Annotated in this window: 12 protein-coding genes and 2 tRNA genes; 13 read left to right on the forward strand and 1 reads right to left on the reverse strand. The window is 38.6% G+C overall.

The window, feature by feature from the left end; all coding sequences use genetic code 11:
- Positions 1–73: 73 nt before the first annotated feature.
- The 3 genes from AC1DEF_RS26650 (at position 74) to rocF (ending at position 1,309) form a co-directional block, all read left to right on the forward strand.
- A tRNA-Gly gene (locus AC1DEF_RS26650) sits at positions 74–148 on the forward strand.
- Between the two features lie 22 nt (positions 149–170).
- A tRNA-Ala gene (locus tag AC1DEF_RS26655) sits at positions 171–246 on the forward strand.
- A gap of 163 nt (positions 247–409) precedes the next feature.
- Entirely contained in the window at positions 410–1,309 is a 900-nt protein-coding gene (rocF, locus tag AC1DEF_RS26660; RefSeq protein WP_013054967.1) for an arginase, read from the forward strand.
- Positions 1,310–1,391: 82 nt separating this feature from the next.
- On the opposite strand, the gene AC1DEF_RS26665 is transcribed toward rocF, so the two are convergent.
- Positions 1,392–1,553, reverse strand: a complete 162-nt coding sequence (locus tag AC1DEF_RS26665; RefSeq protein WP_013054968.1) for an aspartyl-phosphate phosphatase Spo0E family protein — start codon at positions 1,551–1,553, stop codon at positions 1,392–1,394.
- A 164-nt stretch (positions 1,554–1,717) separates the two neighbouring features.
- Between AC1DEF_RS26665 and sigW the strand changes: the two genes are divergently transcribed.
- The 10 genes from sigW (at position 1,718) to AC1DEF_RS26715 (ending at position 16,551) form a co-directional block, all read left to right on the forward strand.
- Entirely contained in the window at positions 1,718–2,281 is a 564-nt protein-coding gene (gene sigW / locus AC1DEF_RS26670; RefSeq protein ID WP_013054969.1) for an RNA polymerase sigma factor SigW, read from the forward strand.
- Positions 2,282–2,295: 14 nt separating this feature from the next.
- Entirely contained in the window at positions 2,296–2,901 is a 606-nt protein-coding gene (locus tag AC1DEF_RS26675; RefSeq protein ID WP_013081391.1) for an anti-sigma factor family protein, read from the forward strand.
- 192 nt (positions 2,902–3,093) lie between these two features.
- Positions 3,094–3,915, forward strand: coding sequence for a diadenylate cyclase CdaA (gene cdaA, locus AC1DEF_RS26680; RefSeq protein WP_097825457.1), 822 nt, complete (start codon positions 3,094–3,096; stop codon positions 3,913–3,915).
- A complete protein-coding gene (locus AC1DEF_RS26685; RefSeq protein ID WP_097825458.1) occupies positions 3,908–5,461 on the forward strand; it encodes a CdaR family protein in 1,554 nt (517 codons plus the stop codon). Before cdaA ends, AC1DEF_RS26685 begins: the two co-directional genes overlap by 8 nt.
- 28 nt (positions 5,462–5,489) lie before the next feature.
- Positions 5,490–6,836: a phosphoglucosamine mutase gene (glmM, locus tag AC1DEF_RS26690; protein ID WP_013054973.1), complete on the forward strand. Its 1,347-nt coding sequence runs from the start codon at positions 5,490–5,492 to the stop codon at positions 6,834–6,836.
- A 430-nt stretch (positions 6,837–7,266) separates the two neighbouring features.
- Positions 7,267–9,069, forward strand: a complete 1,803-nt coding sequence (gene glmS / locus AC1DEF_RS26695) for a glutamine--fructose-6-phosphate transaminase (isomerizing) (protein WP_043977775.1) — start codon at positions 7,267–7,269, stop codon at positions 9,067–9,069.
- Between the two features lie 861 nt (positions 9,070–9,930).
- On the forward strand, positions 9,931–10,647 hold the full coding sequence (locus tag AC1DEF_RS26700; protein WP_013054976.1) for a YebC/PmpR family DNA-binding transcriptional regulator: 717 nt from the start codon (positions 9,931–9,933) through the stop codon (positions 10,645–10,647).
- A gap of 158 nt (positions 10,648–10,805) precedes the next feature.
- Entirely contained in the window at positions 10,806–12,347 is a 1,542-nt protein-coding gene (locus tag AC1DEF_RS26705) for an SH3 domain-containing protein (protein WP_477727655.1), read from the forward strand.
- Between the two features lie 160 nt (positions 12,348–12,507).
- Complete coding sequence (locus AC1DEF_RS26710) at positions 12,508–14,400, forward strand: PTS mannitol transporter subunit IICBA (RefSeq protein WP_097825559.1); 1,893 nt, start codon at positions 12,508–12,510, stop codon at positions 14,398–14,400.
- A 60-nt stretch (positions 14,401–14,460) separates the two neighbouring features.
- Positions 14,461–16,551, forward strand: a complete 2,091-nt coding sequence (locus AC1DEF_RS26715; protein ID WP_097825558.1) for a BglG family transcription antiterminator — start codon at positions 14,461–14,463, stop codon at positions 16,549–16,551.
- The last annotated feature ends 5 nt before the right edge of the window (positions 16,552–16,556 follow it).

A 16,556-nucleotide genomic window follows, 5' to 3' on the forward strand; every position in this document is an offset into this window, starting at 1 on the left:
GCTCAGTTGGTAGAGCATCTGACTTTTAATCAGAGGGTCGAAGGTTCGAGTCCTTCATGGCTCATTTTAATAAGCGGAAGTAGTTCAGTGGTAGAACACCACCTTGCCAAGGTGGGGGTCGCGAGTTCGAACCTCGTCTTCCGCTCCATTTCTATATAAAAAAAGATATTGGGGCCTTAGCTCAGCTGGGAGAGCGCCTGCCTTGCACGCAGGAGGTCAGCGGTTCGATCCCGCTAGGCTCCACCATACATATAAACGTACAACCTTTAAGCAAATTGCTTAAAGGTTTTTTTGTGTAGTTTTTACAAATTAGAATTGTATATATATTCAAAAAAGTGTCGAGTTGAGCCATCGCTCATTTAGCCGTTACAATAGGAGAGTAGCAACATTTGTGATGGGGGGACATATTATGAATAAGCTTTCAATTATTGGAGTACCAATGGATTTAGGTCAAACTCGCCGAGGGGTGGATATGGGGCCAAGTGCGATACGATATGCAGGTGTTATTGAACGCATCGAGAATATTGGATATAGTGTAGAAGATAAAGGGAATATTGAAATTGCCTTAGCTGAACGAGTACATAGTGATGAAAATACAAACTTAAAGAATTTAAAAGCTGTAGCAGATGCTAGCGAGAGGCTTGCTCAGACCGTAAGTGATGTTATTACAAATAAAAGGTTTCCTTTAGTGCTAGGGGGAGATCACAGCATCGCTATCGGAACACTAGCAGGAGTAAGTCGTCATTATAAAAACTTGGGCGTGATTTGGTATGATGCACACGGAGATTTGAATACAGCAGATACGTCTCCTTCAGGAAATATTCACGGTATGCCATTGGCGGCAAGTATAGGTATAGGAGACGACGCATTGACTCGAATTGGTGGTTATACACCTAAAGTCAAGCCTGAAAATATTGTGATTATCGGAGCACGTTCTTTAGATGAAGGAGAAAAAGAGTTAATAAAGGAAAAAGGGATTAAAGTGTATACGATGCATGAGATAGATCGAATGGGTATGACAAAAGTAATGGAAGAAACAATTTTATATTTGCGTGATAAAACAGATGGCGTTCATCTATCACTCGATTTAGATGGATTGGATCCACATGATGCACCTGGAGTAGGAACGCCGGTCATCGGTGGAATAAGCTACAGAGAAAGTCATTTAGCTATGGAGATGTTAGCAGAATCTCAGCTAATCACTTCTGCTGAGTTTGTGGAAGTGAATCCTATTTTAGATGAACGGAATAAAACAGCTACCGTAGCTGTTGCATTAATGGGCTCACTTTTAGGAGAGAAATTAGTATAAAACATTAGTACCTACCAAAAGGTACATAAAATATATATGAAGATAAAAAAAAGAAGCTCTTAGTTCGGATTCGAGAGCTTCTTTATATAGAGAAAAACTTTTCATATTCATTTAATAAACCATCTAGCTCTGAACTGACTCTCACTACTGTTAGTGATGATAAAGGGTTTTCTGCTGCAAGAGTGACCATGTTATTTCTGCATTCTTCAATTTGATTCAAAAGGTTCTCTTTTGTATGAGTCAAGCTTTCCACTCCTCTTCTTTTCATCTATACTAATTACATAACCTACGTACGATCTTTTTAAACGTATTTGACAAATTTTTGTTAAAATAATTAAGCATAAGTGAAACTTTATGATAAAGTACACGTATATATACTATCCCGCAATGGGCGGAGGTAACCGTTACATGGATTTATTATTAAAAAGAAAAATAAAAAAAGTAAAAAAAGGTGACCAGGATGCGTTTGCTGACATAGTAGAATATCACAAGGATAAACTTTTTCATCTATGTTATCGAATGTTAGGAAACCGGGAAGAAGCCCAAGACGCTGCCCAAGAAGCGTTTATTCGAGCCTATGTAAATATTCATAGCTATGACACGAGTAAAAAGTTTTCCACCTGGTTATATCGAATTGCTACAAATCTTTGTATTGATCGAATTCGTAAAAAAAAGCCAGACTATTATTTAGATGCAGAAGTAGCCGGGACCGACGGGTTAAATATGTACTCTCAAATAGCTGCCGATCAGGCCTTACCAGAGGAAGAACTAGAGCAAGTAGAATTGCAAGAATTCATTCAGTCGGAAATATTAAAGCTACCTGAGAAATATCGAACTGTCATTGTCCTAAAATATATAGATGAGCTGTCGTTAAAAGAAATCAGCGATATTTTAGACCTGCCTCTTGGTACGGTAAAGACTAGAATTCACAGAGGACGTGAAGCTTTAAGAAATCGACTTCGCCACTTGTAAGGAGTGAACTAAGAATGAAATGTCCAAAAATGTATGTAAATCTCATTCATGAGCATTTAGATGGAGATATTACAAAAGAAAATGAACTGTTATTAAAAGAGCATTTGCATCAATGCAAAGGTTGTCAGCAGCATATGCATCAGTTAAAAAGAACCATTGCATTTGTGCAAAGCACTTCTCATATAGAATTACCTATGAACTTTACAGCAGGTGTTATGGCTGGGTTACCACGTGAGAAGAATCGAATTCGAATGAATAGATGGTTTACAAACCACCCGATTCTTAGTGCAGCTGCTGTATTTGTGCTGTTAATGTCAGGCACCGTGTTTTCAGCTTGGGAAACGGATGAAGACTTTTCTGTTTCAAAGCAGCCGAACTTGGTCATTCACGATAAAACAGTGGTTGTACCAAAAGGTGAGACCGTCAAAGGTGATATTACTGTGAGAAATGGCGATATTAAAATTGAAGGAAAAGTAGATGGAAACGTTACTGTTATACATGGTGATAAGTATCTAGCTTCTGCAGGAGAAGTGACAGGCAATATTGAAGAGTTAGACAAGATTTTTGACTGGGTATGGTATAACGTCAAAACTCATGCCAAACAAGCTGTTGACTTTTAATAGTTGAAACATAAAACCGTCCGCTTATCTTGTTAGAGAGGAACAGTGGACGGTTTTATTTATATAAAAAGAAGGCTACATTATATAGGAACAAGGATTTAAAAATAAGATGTAATTTACAGTGTAATTTTGTTTTATGGTATAATAAAACGGTTATGTTATCTTTATTACATATATAGAGGAAGTGAGAAGATGCCTATTGGAGACCTGCCAATCCTCTCATATTTAGGAAAAATTGTTGATGTTCTCCTGGTATGGTTCGTCATATATAAATTAATTATGGTCATAAGAGGTACAAAAGCAGTACAGCTTTTAAAAGGAATTACGGTGATTTTAGTTGTTCGCTTTATAAGTAACTTCCTTGGACTAAATACGCTGCAATGGTTAATGGACCAAGCGTTAACGTATGGGTTTTTAGCTATCATTATTATCTTCCAGCCAGAGCTGCGCCGAGCGCTTGAACAGCTTGGGAGAGGACGTTTGTTTTCACGCAGTAATTTGCCTGAAGAAGACGAACGTACCGTTACGATTGAGGCGATTATAAAAGCAACGCATTATATGGCTAAAAGACGCATAGGTGCATTGATCTCAATCGAAAGAGAGACGGGTATGGGTGATTATATTGAAACAGGTATACCGCTCAACTCTAATATTTCTTCTGAATTATTAATCAACTTATTTATACCAAATACACCACTTCATGATGGAGCGGTTATTTTACAGCGGGATCAAGTAGCCGCTGCAGCATGTTACTTACCTTTATCTGAAAGTCCTTTTATTTCAAAAGAATTAGGTACTCGCCATCGTGCTGCTGTAGGAATAAGTGAAGTAACAGATAGTGTGACTGTCATTGTATCTGAAGAAACTGGAGGCATTTCCATTACCAAAAATGGTGAATTGTATCGTGAATTGACAATTGATACATTGAGAGAAATGCTAGAAAAAGAATTAGTCACAACTTCTAAAGCAACTTCTTCCACTCGTTGGCAATGGAGGTTGAAGAAGAATGGATAAATTGATGAATCGATCGTGGGTTATGAAAATTATCGCGTTGCTGTTAGCCTTCATGTTATATTTATCTGTTAATTTAGATGATGGTGCCAGTTCATCAAATAAGATTCTGAACCGAAGCAGTTCTGCCAACACTGGAGTAGAAACATTAACAGATGTTCCGGTTCAAGTATCCTATAATGAGAAGAACAGAATTGTAAGAGGTGTTCCGGATACGGTGATTATGACACTGGAAGGTCCTAAAAATATTTTGGCTCAAACAAAGCTACAAAAAGATTATCAAGCTTATATTGACCTTGATAATTTAAGCTTAGGGCAGCATAGAGTCAAGGTTCAGTATCGAAATATCTCTGATAATTTAAATGTAGTGGTTAAGCCTGATATTGTAAACGTAACAATTGAAGAACGCGATTCAAAACAGTTTTCAGTAGAGGCAAGCTATGATAAAAACAAAGTCAAGAATGGATATGAAGCAGGGGAAGCAACTGTTAGTCCAAGAGCCGTCACGGTAACGGGCGCATCAAGTCAATTGGACCAAGTTGCTTATGTGAAAGCTATTATTGATTTAGATAATGCTTCAAAAACAGTGACGAAACAAGCAACTGTTGTCGCACTAGACAAGAATTTAAATAAATTGAACGTAACAGTTCAACCAGAAACGGTCAATGTAACAATCCCAGTGAGAAATATTAGTAAAAAAGTGCCGATCGATGTGGTTCAAGAAGGCACGCCAGGCGACGGTGTCAACATTACGAAGCTAGAGCCTAAAACAGATACAGTAAAAATTATCGGTCCATCTGATTCTTTAGAAAAAATCGATAAAATTGATAATATTCCAGTCGATGTTACCGGTATTACGAAATCTAAAGATATTAAGGTGAACGTCCCTGTTCCAGACGGAATAGATAGTGTAAGTCCTAAACAAATTACCGTTCATGTGGAAGTAGACAAACAAGGTGATGAGAAAGACGCAGAAGAAACGGATGCAAGTGCAGCTGAGACTAAGTCATTTAAGAATTTACCGGTTTCTTTAACTGGTCAATCCTCAAAGTACACGTATGAACTGCTTTCTCCTACTTCAGTAGATGCGGATGTAAAAGGACCAAAATCTGATTTAGATAAGTTGACGAAAAGCGGCATTAGCTTGTCAGCGAATGTAGGGAATTTATCTGCCGGGGAGCACACGGTTCCTATTATGATAAATAGTCCCGACTCCGTTACATCAGCTCTATCGACTAAACAGGCAAAAGTTCGTGTAACAGCGAAAAAACAATCAGGGACAAATGATGAGCAAACAGATAAAGAAACAAGTGGAAGTACGAGCGATAAAGAAACAAAGCCAGACACGGGAACTGGATCAGGAACAAATCCTGGGACGGGAAATTCAGGTGATTCAGCTGATAAACCAAGCGAAGAGACTGATACACCTGAGGACAATACAGATACACCAACAGATAGTACAGAAACTGGTGACGACAGTAGTAATAATCAAAGTGATGAAAATTCTACACCCGTAGATGGACAGACAGATAATACATCAGGAAACTAAATGTTTTGACATGAAGGAGAGAAAATTAATGGGTAAGTATTTTGGAACAGACGGAGTACGAGGAGTTGCCAATAGTGAATTAACTCCTGAGCTTGCTTTTAAAATTGGACGCTTAGGTGGTTACGTTCTAACAAAAGATTCAGAGCGACCAAAAGTATTAATCGGACGCGATACACGCGTTTCTGGTCATATGTTAGAAGGAGCGCTTGTTGCAGGATTGCTTTCAATTGGAGCAGAAGTTATGCGACTAGGTGTTATTTCAACTCCAGGGGTAGCGTATTTAACAAAAGCACTTGGCGCACAAGCAGGAGTCATGATCTCTGCTTCGCACAACCCAGTTCAAGATAACGGAATTAAATTCTTTGGTCCAGATGGATTTAAACTTTCAGATGCCCAAGAGAATGAAATTGAAGCGTTAATGGATAGTGACACAGATCAATTACCAAGACCCGTTGGGGGAGACTTAGGTCAGGTAAATGACTACTTCGAAGGTGGACAAAAATATCTGCAATACTTAAAACAAACGGTTGATGAAGACTTCTCAGGTATTCATGTGGCATTAGACTGTGCGCACGGGGCAACGTCATCTTTAGCAGCACATTTATTTGCAGATCTAGATGCAGATATCTCTACAATGGGGGCATCTCCAAACGGATTAAACATCAATGACGGTGTAGGATCTACACATCCGGAAGCATTAAGTGCCTTCTTAAAAGAAAAAGGAGCGGATGTTGGGTTAGCATTTGATGGAGACGGAGATCGTTTAATCGCAATCGATGAAAAAGGCGAGATTGTAGATGGTGATCAAATCATGTTCATTTGTGCAAAATACTTGTATGAACAAGGGCGTTTAAAGAAAAACACGCTTGTTTCTACCGTTATGAGTAACTTAGGTTTCTATAAAGCACTAGAAGCTAGCGGGATTGAAAGTGCACAAACTGGTGTAGGCGACCGTTATGTAGTGGAAGAAATGAAAGCTAATCAATATAACCTAGGTGGAGAACAGTCAGGTCATATTATTTTCTTAGATTACAACACAACAGGTGACGGTATGCTTTCAGCTATTCAGCTTGTAAATATTATGCAAGCAACGAAAAAGCCTTTATCAGAATTAGCAGCCGAAATGAAGAAATATCCTCAGCTTCTTGTAAATGTAAAAGTAACAGATAAGCATCATGTTACAGATAACGAGAAGGTAAAAGTGGTTATTGAAGAAGTGGAAAAAGAAATGAACGGTAATGGCCGAGTACTTGTACGCCCTTCAGGAACAGAGCCGTTAGTACGTGTGATGGTTGAAGCACAAACACAAGAAGAATGTGAAACTTATGTAACGCGTATCGTAGAAGTAGTAAAAGAAGAAATGGGCTTAGAGTAATTCATTAATTATATGCATAAGCGGTGACGTTTCAAGCCGTTTATGCATATTTTTATATTGTTGAGAAAAATTCTTGGAAATTATCTGATGCTAAAGGCTGTTTTTACAGATAGTAAAGAAGATAATTGACGTTTTCTCACTTCTTATTGTAATATTAAATCTGTTCGTCTCTTAATTTATGTAAAGGAGTGAATAATCTAGTTTAAAAGTGAATACAAAGCGCCTGAACTAAGTAAAGGGACGGAAACGACTTAGTTGACGAGGAGGAGGTTTATCGAAGTATCGGCGGATGCCTCCCGGTTGTTGATTATCACGGCCGAAAACTTGATGTGAAAAACAATGAGGTGACTTATTGGACAAAAGCGTTGAGATGATAATCATTGATGATGAAAAGAGACTCTCTTTTCATACATGAAGGAGGATTTTATCTATGTGCGGAATTGTAGGATATATTGGAACAGAAGATTCGAAAGAAATTTTATTACGTGGTCTTGAAAAGTTAGAATATCGTGGCTATGACTCAGCAGGTATTGCAGTTGTTAACAATGAAGGCGTACACGTATTCAAAGAAAAAGGCCGTATTGCAGAATTGCGTCAGGCAGTAGATAACAGTGTTGTAGCACCAGCAGGTATCGGTCATACGCGTTGGGCAACTCATGGTGTACCAAGCCAAGAAAATGCTCATCCGCATCAAAGTACATCTGGACGCTTCACACTTGTGCATAACGGTGTAATTGAAAACTATGCTATTTTGAAACGTGAATATTTACAAGATGTAACGTTCAAAAGCGAAACGGATACAGAAGTAATCGTTCAGTTAATTGAAAAAATCGCAGCAGAAGGCTTAGATGTAGAAGAAGCGTTCCGTAAGACAGTGAGCTTGCTTCACGGTTCTTATGCACTAGCTCTTGTTGATAACGAAGATAAAAATACAATCTACGTAGCTAAAAATAAAAGCCCGCTTCTTGTAGGTGTTGGCAAAGGATTTAACGTTGTAGCGAGCGATGCTATGGCAATGCTTCAAGTAACAGATCAGTACGTAGAATTAATGGATAAAGAAACAGTAATTGTTACAAAAGAAGGCGTAACAATTAAAACGCTTGATGGTGAAGTGGTAGAAAGAGCACCTTATACAGCAGAGCTTGATGCAAGTGATATTGAAAAAGGTACGTACCCTCACTATATGTTAAAAGAAATTGATGAGCAGCCTTTAGTTGTTCGTAAAATCATTCAAGAGTATCAAAATGAGAACAATGAACTGCACATTGATGCAGACATTTTAGGAGCAATGGATGAAGCAGACCGCATCTATATCGTAGCATGTGGAACAAGCTATCATGCAGGCCTAGTAGGTAAACAATTCATTGAAACGTGGGCGAAGGTTCCAGTAGAAGTGCACGTAGCAAGTGAATTCTCTTATAACATGCCGCTTTTATCTGAAAAGCCATTGTTTATCTTTATTTCTCAAAGTGGAGAAACAGCTGACAGCCGTGCAGTATTAGTTCAAATTAAAGAACTAGGTTACAAAGCGTTAACAATCACAAACGTTCCGGGATCAACATTATCTCGTGAATCTGATTATACGTTATTACTTCATGCAGGTCCGGAAATTGCTGTAGCATCAACAAAAGCTTATACAGCTCAATTAGCAGTGCTATCAATTCTAGCGGCTGTAACAGCAAAAACACGCGGCATTGAATTAGAATTTGATTTAGTTCAAGAGTTAGCAATCGTAGCAAACACAATGGAAGTACTTTGCGACGACAAAGAAGAAATGGAAAGCATTGCTCTTCAATTCTTAGCAACAACTCGCAACGCATTCTTTATTGGACGTTCTGTCGATTATTATGTAGGTTTAGAAGGTGCGTTAAAACTAAAAGAAATCTCTTACATCCAAGCAGAAGGGTTTGCTGGAGGAGAGCTTAAGCACGGAACAATCGCTTTAATTGAAAACAATACGCCAATTATTGCATTAGCAACACAAGAGCATGTAAACTTAAGCATCCGTGGTAACGTAAAAGAAGTAGTAGCACGTGGAGCTAATCCTTGTATCATTTCAATGAAAGGATTAGAAACAGAAGAAGATCGCTACGTGATTCCGAAAGTTCACGAAACACTTTCACCACTAGCAGCGGTTATTCCTTTACAATTAATCTCTTACTACGCTGCATTGCACCGCGATTGCGATGTAGATAAACCACGTAACTTAGCAAAATCAGTTACTGTAGAATAATAAGGTTCTAGACACCCTTCTATTATAGAAGGGTGTTTTTGTATATAATTCTCATTGAGCTAAAAAATATATTTGCTTGCTCAATTTATTTTATATAATAGAGTAGGTAAATGAACGAAACTCACTTATAAAAAAGGAAGTGAAAAGTATTAGTGGAGTAGCTCAAAGTATAAAGTACGTGTTGCGAGGCATTTTTTTTGTCTTGTATTTTCCCTTTTATTTTGTATTTCAAATTTTGTGTAAGCTATGGATATATTTTATCGCTAAGCCCCTCATATGGATAGGAACAAGAATTATTCAACCTGTCATTGATTTCATTTGGAGATACATTATACGTTTCTTGTTCGTTTATCCTATTTCTTGGCTATGGAGTGTCCTCATCTATCCTTTTATTCTCTTCGTTTGGAAACGATGTTTTTTGCCTATAACTAGATTTATATGGAAGTACGTTTTATACCCTGTGTTGTATCTAGTTTGTTACCCTTGTTATCTTTTCTGGAAATATGTTGTGCTGCCATTTTATAATGAAATTGTTATCCCTGTGGTTTCATTTTGTCAGCGTATATTTCTCTGTTTCTGGAAAGGAGTTAAGTGGATCGTAATTCATATGATCTACTATCCTTTACGGTGGATTTGGATGAGATGTATATACAAACCGCTTAAAAATGTATATACAAAAATCATTCAGCCGGTTATCAAATGGTTTTCTCATTTATTTAGTTAATGAAATATACCAAAAGATTGCTTGTCTTTTTTAGGTATTAAACTCGAAAGATAAGAGGGAATTGATGTATAATAAAGACGGATATATCATTGCCTATTTATTTTATTAGATTCAATTTTGAAAGAGAGTGAAACAATATGGGCCGTAAGTGGAACAATATTAAAGAAAAGAAAGCGTCAAAAGATGCTAATACAAGTCGTATATATGCCAAGTTTGGCCGTGAGATTTATGTGGCTGCGAAACAAGGCGAGCCAGATCCAGAATCAAACCAAGCGTTAAAAGTTGTATTAGAACGCGCGAAAACATACAATGTGCCAAAAGCAATTATTGACCGTGCGATTGAAAAAGCAAAAGGCGGATCAGAAGAAAATTACGATAATCTTCGTTACGAAGGTTTTGGACCAAATGGCTCAATGGTTATCGTAGATGCTCTTACGAATAACGTAAACAGAACAGCTTCAGACGTGCGTGCTGCTTTTGGTAAAAACGGCGGTAATATGGGAGTAAGCGGATCAGTAGCGTACATGTTTGATCCAACAGCTGTTATTGGTGTAGAAGGTAAGGATGAAGAAGAGACGCTAGAACTGTTAATGGAAGCAGATGTAGACGTGCGTGACATTTTAGAAGAAGAAGATTCTGTAATTGTTTATGCTGATCCGGATCAATTCCATGCGGTACAAAAAGCGTTCAACGATGCTGGTATTACGGAATTTACAGTAGCTGAGCAAACGATGCTTGCTCAAAATGATGTAACTCTTCCTGAAGATGCACAAGCTCAGTTTGAAAAAATGATTGATGCATTAGAGGACCTAGAAGATGTGCAGCAAGTATATCACAACGTTGATTTAGGATAATAGTGAAAGAGGCAGACCTATCAAAGAGGTCTGTCTTTTTTTATAGGCCGTGTGAAAAGCATCTATTGACCCTTTCCCTTCTTTTGGAATATGGTAAGATAATGAATTAAGAATAGAAAATAGTAGAATTTTATAAGAGATAAATGGAGGGAAAGCAGTTGAAAAAATTAATGGTGGGGATGGCATTAACAGCTACACTTGCAACGGCTGTAACGCCTGGCTTTGGCTCAATCGGAGGAAATCAAGAAAAGGCATATGCAGCGACAGTTACATATAAAGTAACGGCAAGCAAGCTAAATGTGAGAAGCGGAGCGGGAACGACTTACGGGATTATCGGCAGCGTAGTGAAAGATCAAACGCTATCTGTGGTGAGTAAAAGCGGAAGCTGGTACAAAATCAACTATAACGGCCGCACGGGCTATGTAAGCAGCGATTATGTACAAGCATCAGGAACAGCAACGCCGCCAGCAGAAAGCACAACGTACACAGTAACGGCAAGCACGCTGAATGTAAGAAGCGGAGCAGGTACCAATTATGCATCCATAGGAAGTGTGACAAAAGGCCAGAAGCTGTCCGTGGTGAGCAAAAGCGGAAGCTGGTACAAAATCAACTATAACGGCCGCACGGGCTATGTAAGCAGCGATTATGTACAAGCATCAGGAACAACAACGGCCCCAACAACGCCACCACCAGAAAGCATGACATACACAGTAACGGCAAGCACGCTGAATGTAAGAAGCGGAGCAGGTACCAATTATGCATCCATAGGAAGTGTGATAAAAGGCCAGAAGCTGTCTGTGGTGAGCAAAAGCGGAAGCTGGTACAAAATCAACTATAACGGCCGCACGGGCTATGTAAGCAGCGATTATGTACAAGCATCAGGAACAACAACGGCCCCAGCAGAAAGCACAGCGTACACAGTAACGGCAAGCACGCTGAATGTAAGAAGCGGAGCGGGCACTAGCTATGCATCCATAGGAAGTGTGACAAAAGGCCAGAAGCTGTCTGTGGTGAGCAAAAGCGGAAGCTGGTACAAAATTAACTATAACGGCCGCACAGGCTATGTAAGCAGTGACTATGTACAGGCTTCAGCTACAGCGTCTCCAAAACTCGTAGTCGATTCTTTTAAAACGTTAGGTAACGCTCAGCAAGTCATCTTGGTTACAGCAGATAACTACGATACGAAGTCTGCTAAAATTCAAACGTTTGAAAAAGTTGATGGGAAATGGAAGCAAGTTTTAACTGCGAACGGTGTACTTGGACAAAAAGGATTCGCTTTATCGAAAAAAGAAGGAGATATGGAATCTCCGACAGGGAAATATACAATTGGCACAGCATTCGGACGCTATGCAAACCCTGGAACTAAGCTTCCATATCGAAAGATTACAGCAAATGATGTGTGGGTAGACGATTCAAAAAGCTCTCTATATAATACGTGGCAGCAAAAGCCGGCTAATGGCCGCTGGACGAGCGCTGAGAACATGGACATCCCCGCTTACGACTATGGGTTCGTCATTAATTATAACGAATCTAGAACGCCAGGAAAGGGAAGTGCAATCTTCTTCCATGTAGGAACAAATTATACCGCAGGATGTACGGCTACTTCTAAAGAACAAGTTGTCTCTATTTTAAAATGGTTAAACCCAGAGAAAAATCCGGTTATTATTCAATCTCCTGTAAGTGAATTAGATAAATATTAAGTTAGAAAGCAGCTGAACTTTGACAGTTCAGCTGCTTTTTTATGTAATTAAAAGCTTTGTCTGTCTGTGGTACGACAAAGTTAGTTTTCCTATTCATTGAATGAAAGCGTTTAATCTCTTACGATTAAAGTATCATCACGTAGAGAAAGGAAGAGAGCAAATGGCTCAATCTAATATAAAAGTAGCTGTACAAAAGTTTGGGAACTTTCTAAGTTCAATGGTTATGCCAAATATCGGAGCATTTATTGCATGGGGACTTATTACTGCTTTATTTATTCCAACAGGCTTTTTTCCAAATGAAAGCCTTGCCAAACTAGTGGATCCAATGGTCAAGTATTTGCTTCCGCTGCTAATCGGCTACACAGGAGGAAAGCTTGTCCACGATCAGCGTGGAGGCGTTGTAGGTGCTATCGCGACCATGGGCGTCATCGTTGGATCTGATATTCCGATGTTTCTAGGCGCTATGATTATGGGACCGCTTGGCGGTTATATCATCAAGAAGTTTGATCAGTTTATTGAAGGTAAAGTCAAAACAGGATTCGAGATGTTAATTAATAATTTCTCAGCAGGTATTCTTGGAGGAATTCTAGCAATTCTAGCCTTTTTAGGAGTTAGTCCAGCCGTGGACGGATTTACAGGCGCGCTTGTAGTGGGTGTAGATTGGATGGTTGCACATGGCCTTCTTCCACTTACAAGTATTCTAATTGAACCAGCTAAAATTTTATTCTTAAACAATGCTATTAATCACGGTATCTTATCTCCGATCGGAGCAGAACAAATTCGAACAAACGGACAGTCAATTCTATTGTTATTAGAAACAAATCCTGGTCCGGGATTAGGAATTTTGTTAGCGTATTGCTTCTTTGGAAAAGGAACAGCAAAACAGTCAGCGCCGGGAGCAGCCATCATTCATTTTATTGGCGGAATTCACGAAATTTACTTCCCTTACGTTTTAATGCGTCCGCTTCTAATCATTGCGGCTATTTTAGGCGGAATGAGCGGCGTATTTACATTTGTTCTTTTAGGCGGAGGCTTACAAGCGGTTGCTTCACCGGGAAGTATTTTGGCTATTTTAGCTGCTACACCAGGTAATGCAGGCAGCTATGTTGCAAATATCTCCGGTGTTCTCGTTGCAGCCATCGTATCGTTTATTGTAGGTTCGTTAATTTTAAAAACGGGCAAGCAAACAGAAGATTTGGATGAAGCAGCTCGCAAAATGCAAGAGATGAAAGGCAAGAAGAGCTCTGTAGCAGGAAGCTTTACAAAACAGCAAGGAGAAGTACCAGCAAGCGTTCAGAAAATTGTTTTTGCCTGTGACGCAGGTATGGGATCGAGTGCGATGGGCGCCTCTCTTCTTCGCAAGAAAGTTAAACAAGCAGATTTAAATATTTCGGTAACGAATACAGCCATCAGTAATATTCCAAGTGATGCTCAAATCGTTATTACACAGGAAGAGCTAACGCCAAGAGCTCAAAACAAAGTTCCAGATGCGTATCATATCTCGGTTGATAATTTTCTATCTAGTCCGGAATATGACAAACTAATTGATCAACTAAAAAATGATCATACTACTTCTAAAGCGGAAGAAGAAAAAAGAGTATCTGCAGAAAATAATACAGATAGTAATGATGGTTTATTAAAAGAAGAAAACGTTTTCTTAAATCAGCACTTTTCTTCTAAGGAAGAAGCAATTCGATTTGCAGGGAGCGTGTTAGTAAAAGGCGGATATGTAGAAGAAAACTACGTTGAAGCGATGATTGAGCGCGACAATATGACTTCTACTTATATGGGAAATGACGTAGCGATTCCGCACGGTACGGAAGAAGCGAAAAAGAACGTTTTAAGGTCGGGTTTTACAGTGATTCAAGTGCCAGAAGGCGTTGATTTTGATGGTGAGAAAGTTCGTTTGATTTTTGGAATTGCCGGAAAAGACGGCACTCATTTAGAAATTTTATCTGGTATCGCGATTACATGTTCTGATATGGACAATATTGAAAAGATGGTTCATGCCAAATCAGCTAAAGAATTAATGGCTATTATTCAAAGTAACTAACGGGATAGAAAGGCATGGAAATGCCTTTTTATCCTTTGTTTATAAATAAGAAAAGAGTTGATGTTCTTGTTTATTACTTCAAGAGAAAAATCAATCATTGAGTTAATTATTAAAACGGCAGGAAAACATACAGCCCTTACACTTGCTACTTTTTTGAATGTAAGTGTAAGAACCGTTCACCGAGATTTGAAGGCAATTGAATCAATACTTGAAAAATTTGATTTGAAGCTGATTCGTACGCAAGATGAAGGACTAATGATTGAAGGTAAAAATGAACAAATTTTTCGCCTTATCCAAGAGCTGATGAAGATTAAAACGACGGATCAGTCTCCACAGGAAAGAAAACTAATTCTTTTAATTCTTCTTCTAGAAGAAGGAGATTCATTTAAATTACAAACGCTGGCTAAAGACTTAGAAGTAAGTATTACTACACTCACTGCTTATTTAGATGAATTAACAGAGTGGTTAACCACATTTGACGTTTTCCTTCAACGAAAGAGAGGGGTGGGAGTAGAGGTTCAAGCTACTGAAGCCAATAAACGAAAAGCATTAGCTAATTATTTTCTTGTTTACTTTAATGAAGAGTTAATTGAGTGCATGTTTTTAGCAGAAAACCAGCAGCATACGGATGAAACGATTTTGCACTATTTTTATCCGGATTATTTGGCAGAAGTAGACAGAATTGTACATCAAGCGATTAATCAGCATCATTCTAAGCTGGCTGACAGCGATTATATAGGGCTCATTGTTCATATTTGCATTATGATACAGCGAACGAAAAAGCAAATGTATCTAGAAGACGACGGCGGCCAAACGGAAGAACTGGCGAGTGAAATGTTTTTAATGAAGGATATTTGCCGGGAAATTGAACGGGTATTTTCTCTTTCTTTTACAGAAAAAGATATTCATTTCTTAGCAGTGCGGCTGCGTGCAGCAAAGTTCCAAACTACTAGAGACGTATATTACGACAGCGTAGTGGTTGGGCAGGTTATTAAGAATATGATTGCTCACGTTTCTGTTCAGCTTAACACCGACTTAACCGGTGATTTTTCCCTTTACCAGGGGCTGCTCGCTCATATGGAACCCGCAATTTTTCGTCTTAAGCAAAAAATGGAGCTTTTTAATCCATTAACAGAAGAGATTAAGAAAAAGTACCCGGTTTTATTTATGGCTGTGAGAAACAGTATCGATCAAGAGCTGCCGCATTTAGTTTTTCCAGATGATGAAGTAGCATATCTTGTTTTGCATTTCGGTTCAACGCTAGTGCTAAAAGAAGAAGTTATGGAAATTCAGGCACTAATCGTCTGTCCAACTGGAATTGGCACCTCGAAAATGTTAGCTAGCCGTATTCGTAAAGAGATTCCGGAGATTAATTCAGTTGTCATTAAATCGGTAAAAGAAATCAAAGAAGCCGCGCTTGAAGGGTATGACGTAGTGATTTCAACAGTAAGACTGCCTTTTTTAAATGTCGATTACATTTTAGTCAATCCACTCTTAACCGAAGAGGATATTCAATCCGTCCAGAATTTTTTACAGAAAAACATTCAAAAGTTAACCAAAGATAAGGACTATCGCTCGTTCCAATATAAAAATAAGACTTTTTCTAAAGAAAAACCGTCTTTTGAGGAAACGATGAAGCAAATTAAAGATGTGCATGGAAGTATCGAATCAATTCTTCAAAACCTTAGAATGTATCGATTTTCGGATGAAGTGAGTCACGATCAAGTGATTTCGCACGTAGTAAAAGCTGCTGAAAAAGAACGTTTAATAACCAATGCCAGCTGCGTTATTCATCAGCTTAAGGAACGAGAAAACAAAGGCGGTTTAGGCATTCCGCAAACGAGTATGGCACTGTTCCATTGCCGTGAACATCACGTGAACGAGCTGATTTTTCAAGTTTCACATTTAGAACAGCCTTGCACAGTTAAAGGCATGGACGGAACAAACATGCAGGCGCGTAACCTTCTATTAATGCTCGCACCTGAAGAGTTAAGTGAAGCACAGCAAGAAATTTTAAGTTTAATTAGTACCAGTTTAATTGAAGACCATGAAGCAATGATGATTTTTTCGTCTTCGAACGAAGAGATAATTCGCAAAAAGCTAGAGGATACGTTTCATGAGTACCTTCGAAATAATTTGATAAAGGAATGATTTTT

This window comes from Priestia sp. 10L35 (genome assembly GCF_056395685.1).

Excerpts from the sequence above, each read along its gene's own strand:
- rocF (WP_013054967.1), top strand. The coding sequence starts at position 410 with ATGAATAAGCTTTCAATTATTGGAGTACCAATGGATTTAGGTCAAACT.
- sigW (WP_013054969.1), top strand. The coding sequence starts at position 1,718 with ATGGATTTATTATTAAAAAGAAAAATAAAAAAAGTAAAAAAAGGTGAC.
- AC1DEF_RS26675 (WP_013081391.1), top strand. The coding sequence starts at position 2,296 with ATGAAATGTCCAAAAATGTATGTAAATCTCATTCATGAGCATTTAGAT.
- cdaA (WP_097825457.1), top strand. The coding sequence starts at position 3,094 with ATGCCTATTGGAGACCTGCCAATCCTCTCATATTTAGGAAAAATTGTT.
- AC1DEF_RS26685 (WP_097825458.1), top strand. The coding sequence starts at position 3,908 with ATGGATAAATTGATGAATCGATCGTGGGTTATGAAAATTATCGCGTTG.
- glmM (WP_013054973.1), top strand. The coding sequence starts at position 5,490 with ATGGGTAAGTATTTTGGAACAGACGGAGTACGAGGAGTTGCCAATAGT.
- glmS (WP_043977775.1), top strand. The coding sequence starts at position 7,267 with ATGTGCGGAATTGTAGGATATATTGGAACAGAAGATTCGAAAGAAATT.
- AC1DEF_RS26700 (WP_013054976.1), top strand. The coding sequence starts at position 9,931 with ATGGGCCGTAAGTGGAACAATATTAAAGAAAAGAAAGCGTCAAAAGAT.
- AC1DEF_RS26710 (WP_097825559.1), top strand. The coding sequence starts at position 12,508 with ATGGCTCAATCTAATATAAAAGTAGCTGTACAAAAGTTTGGGAACTTT.
- AC1DEF_RS26715 (WP_097825558.1), top strand. The coding sequence starts at position 14,461 with ATGTTCTTGTTTATTACTTCAAGAGAAAAATCAATCATTGAGTTAATT.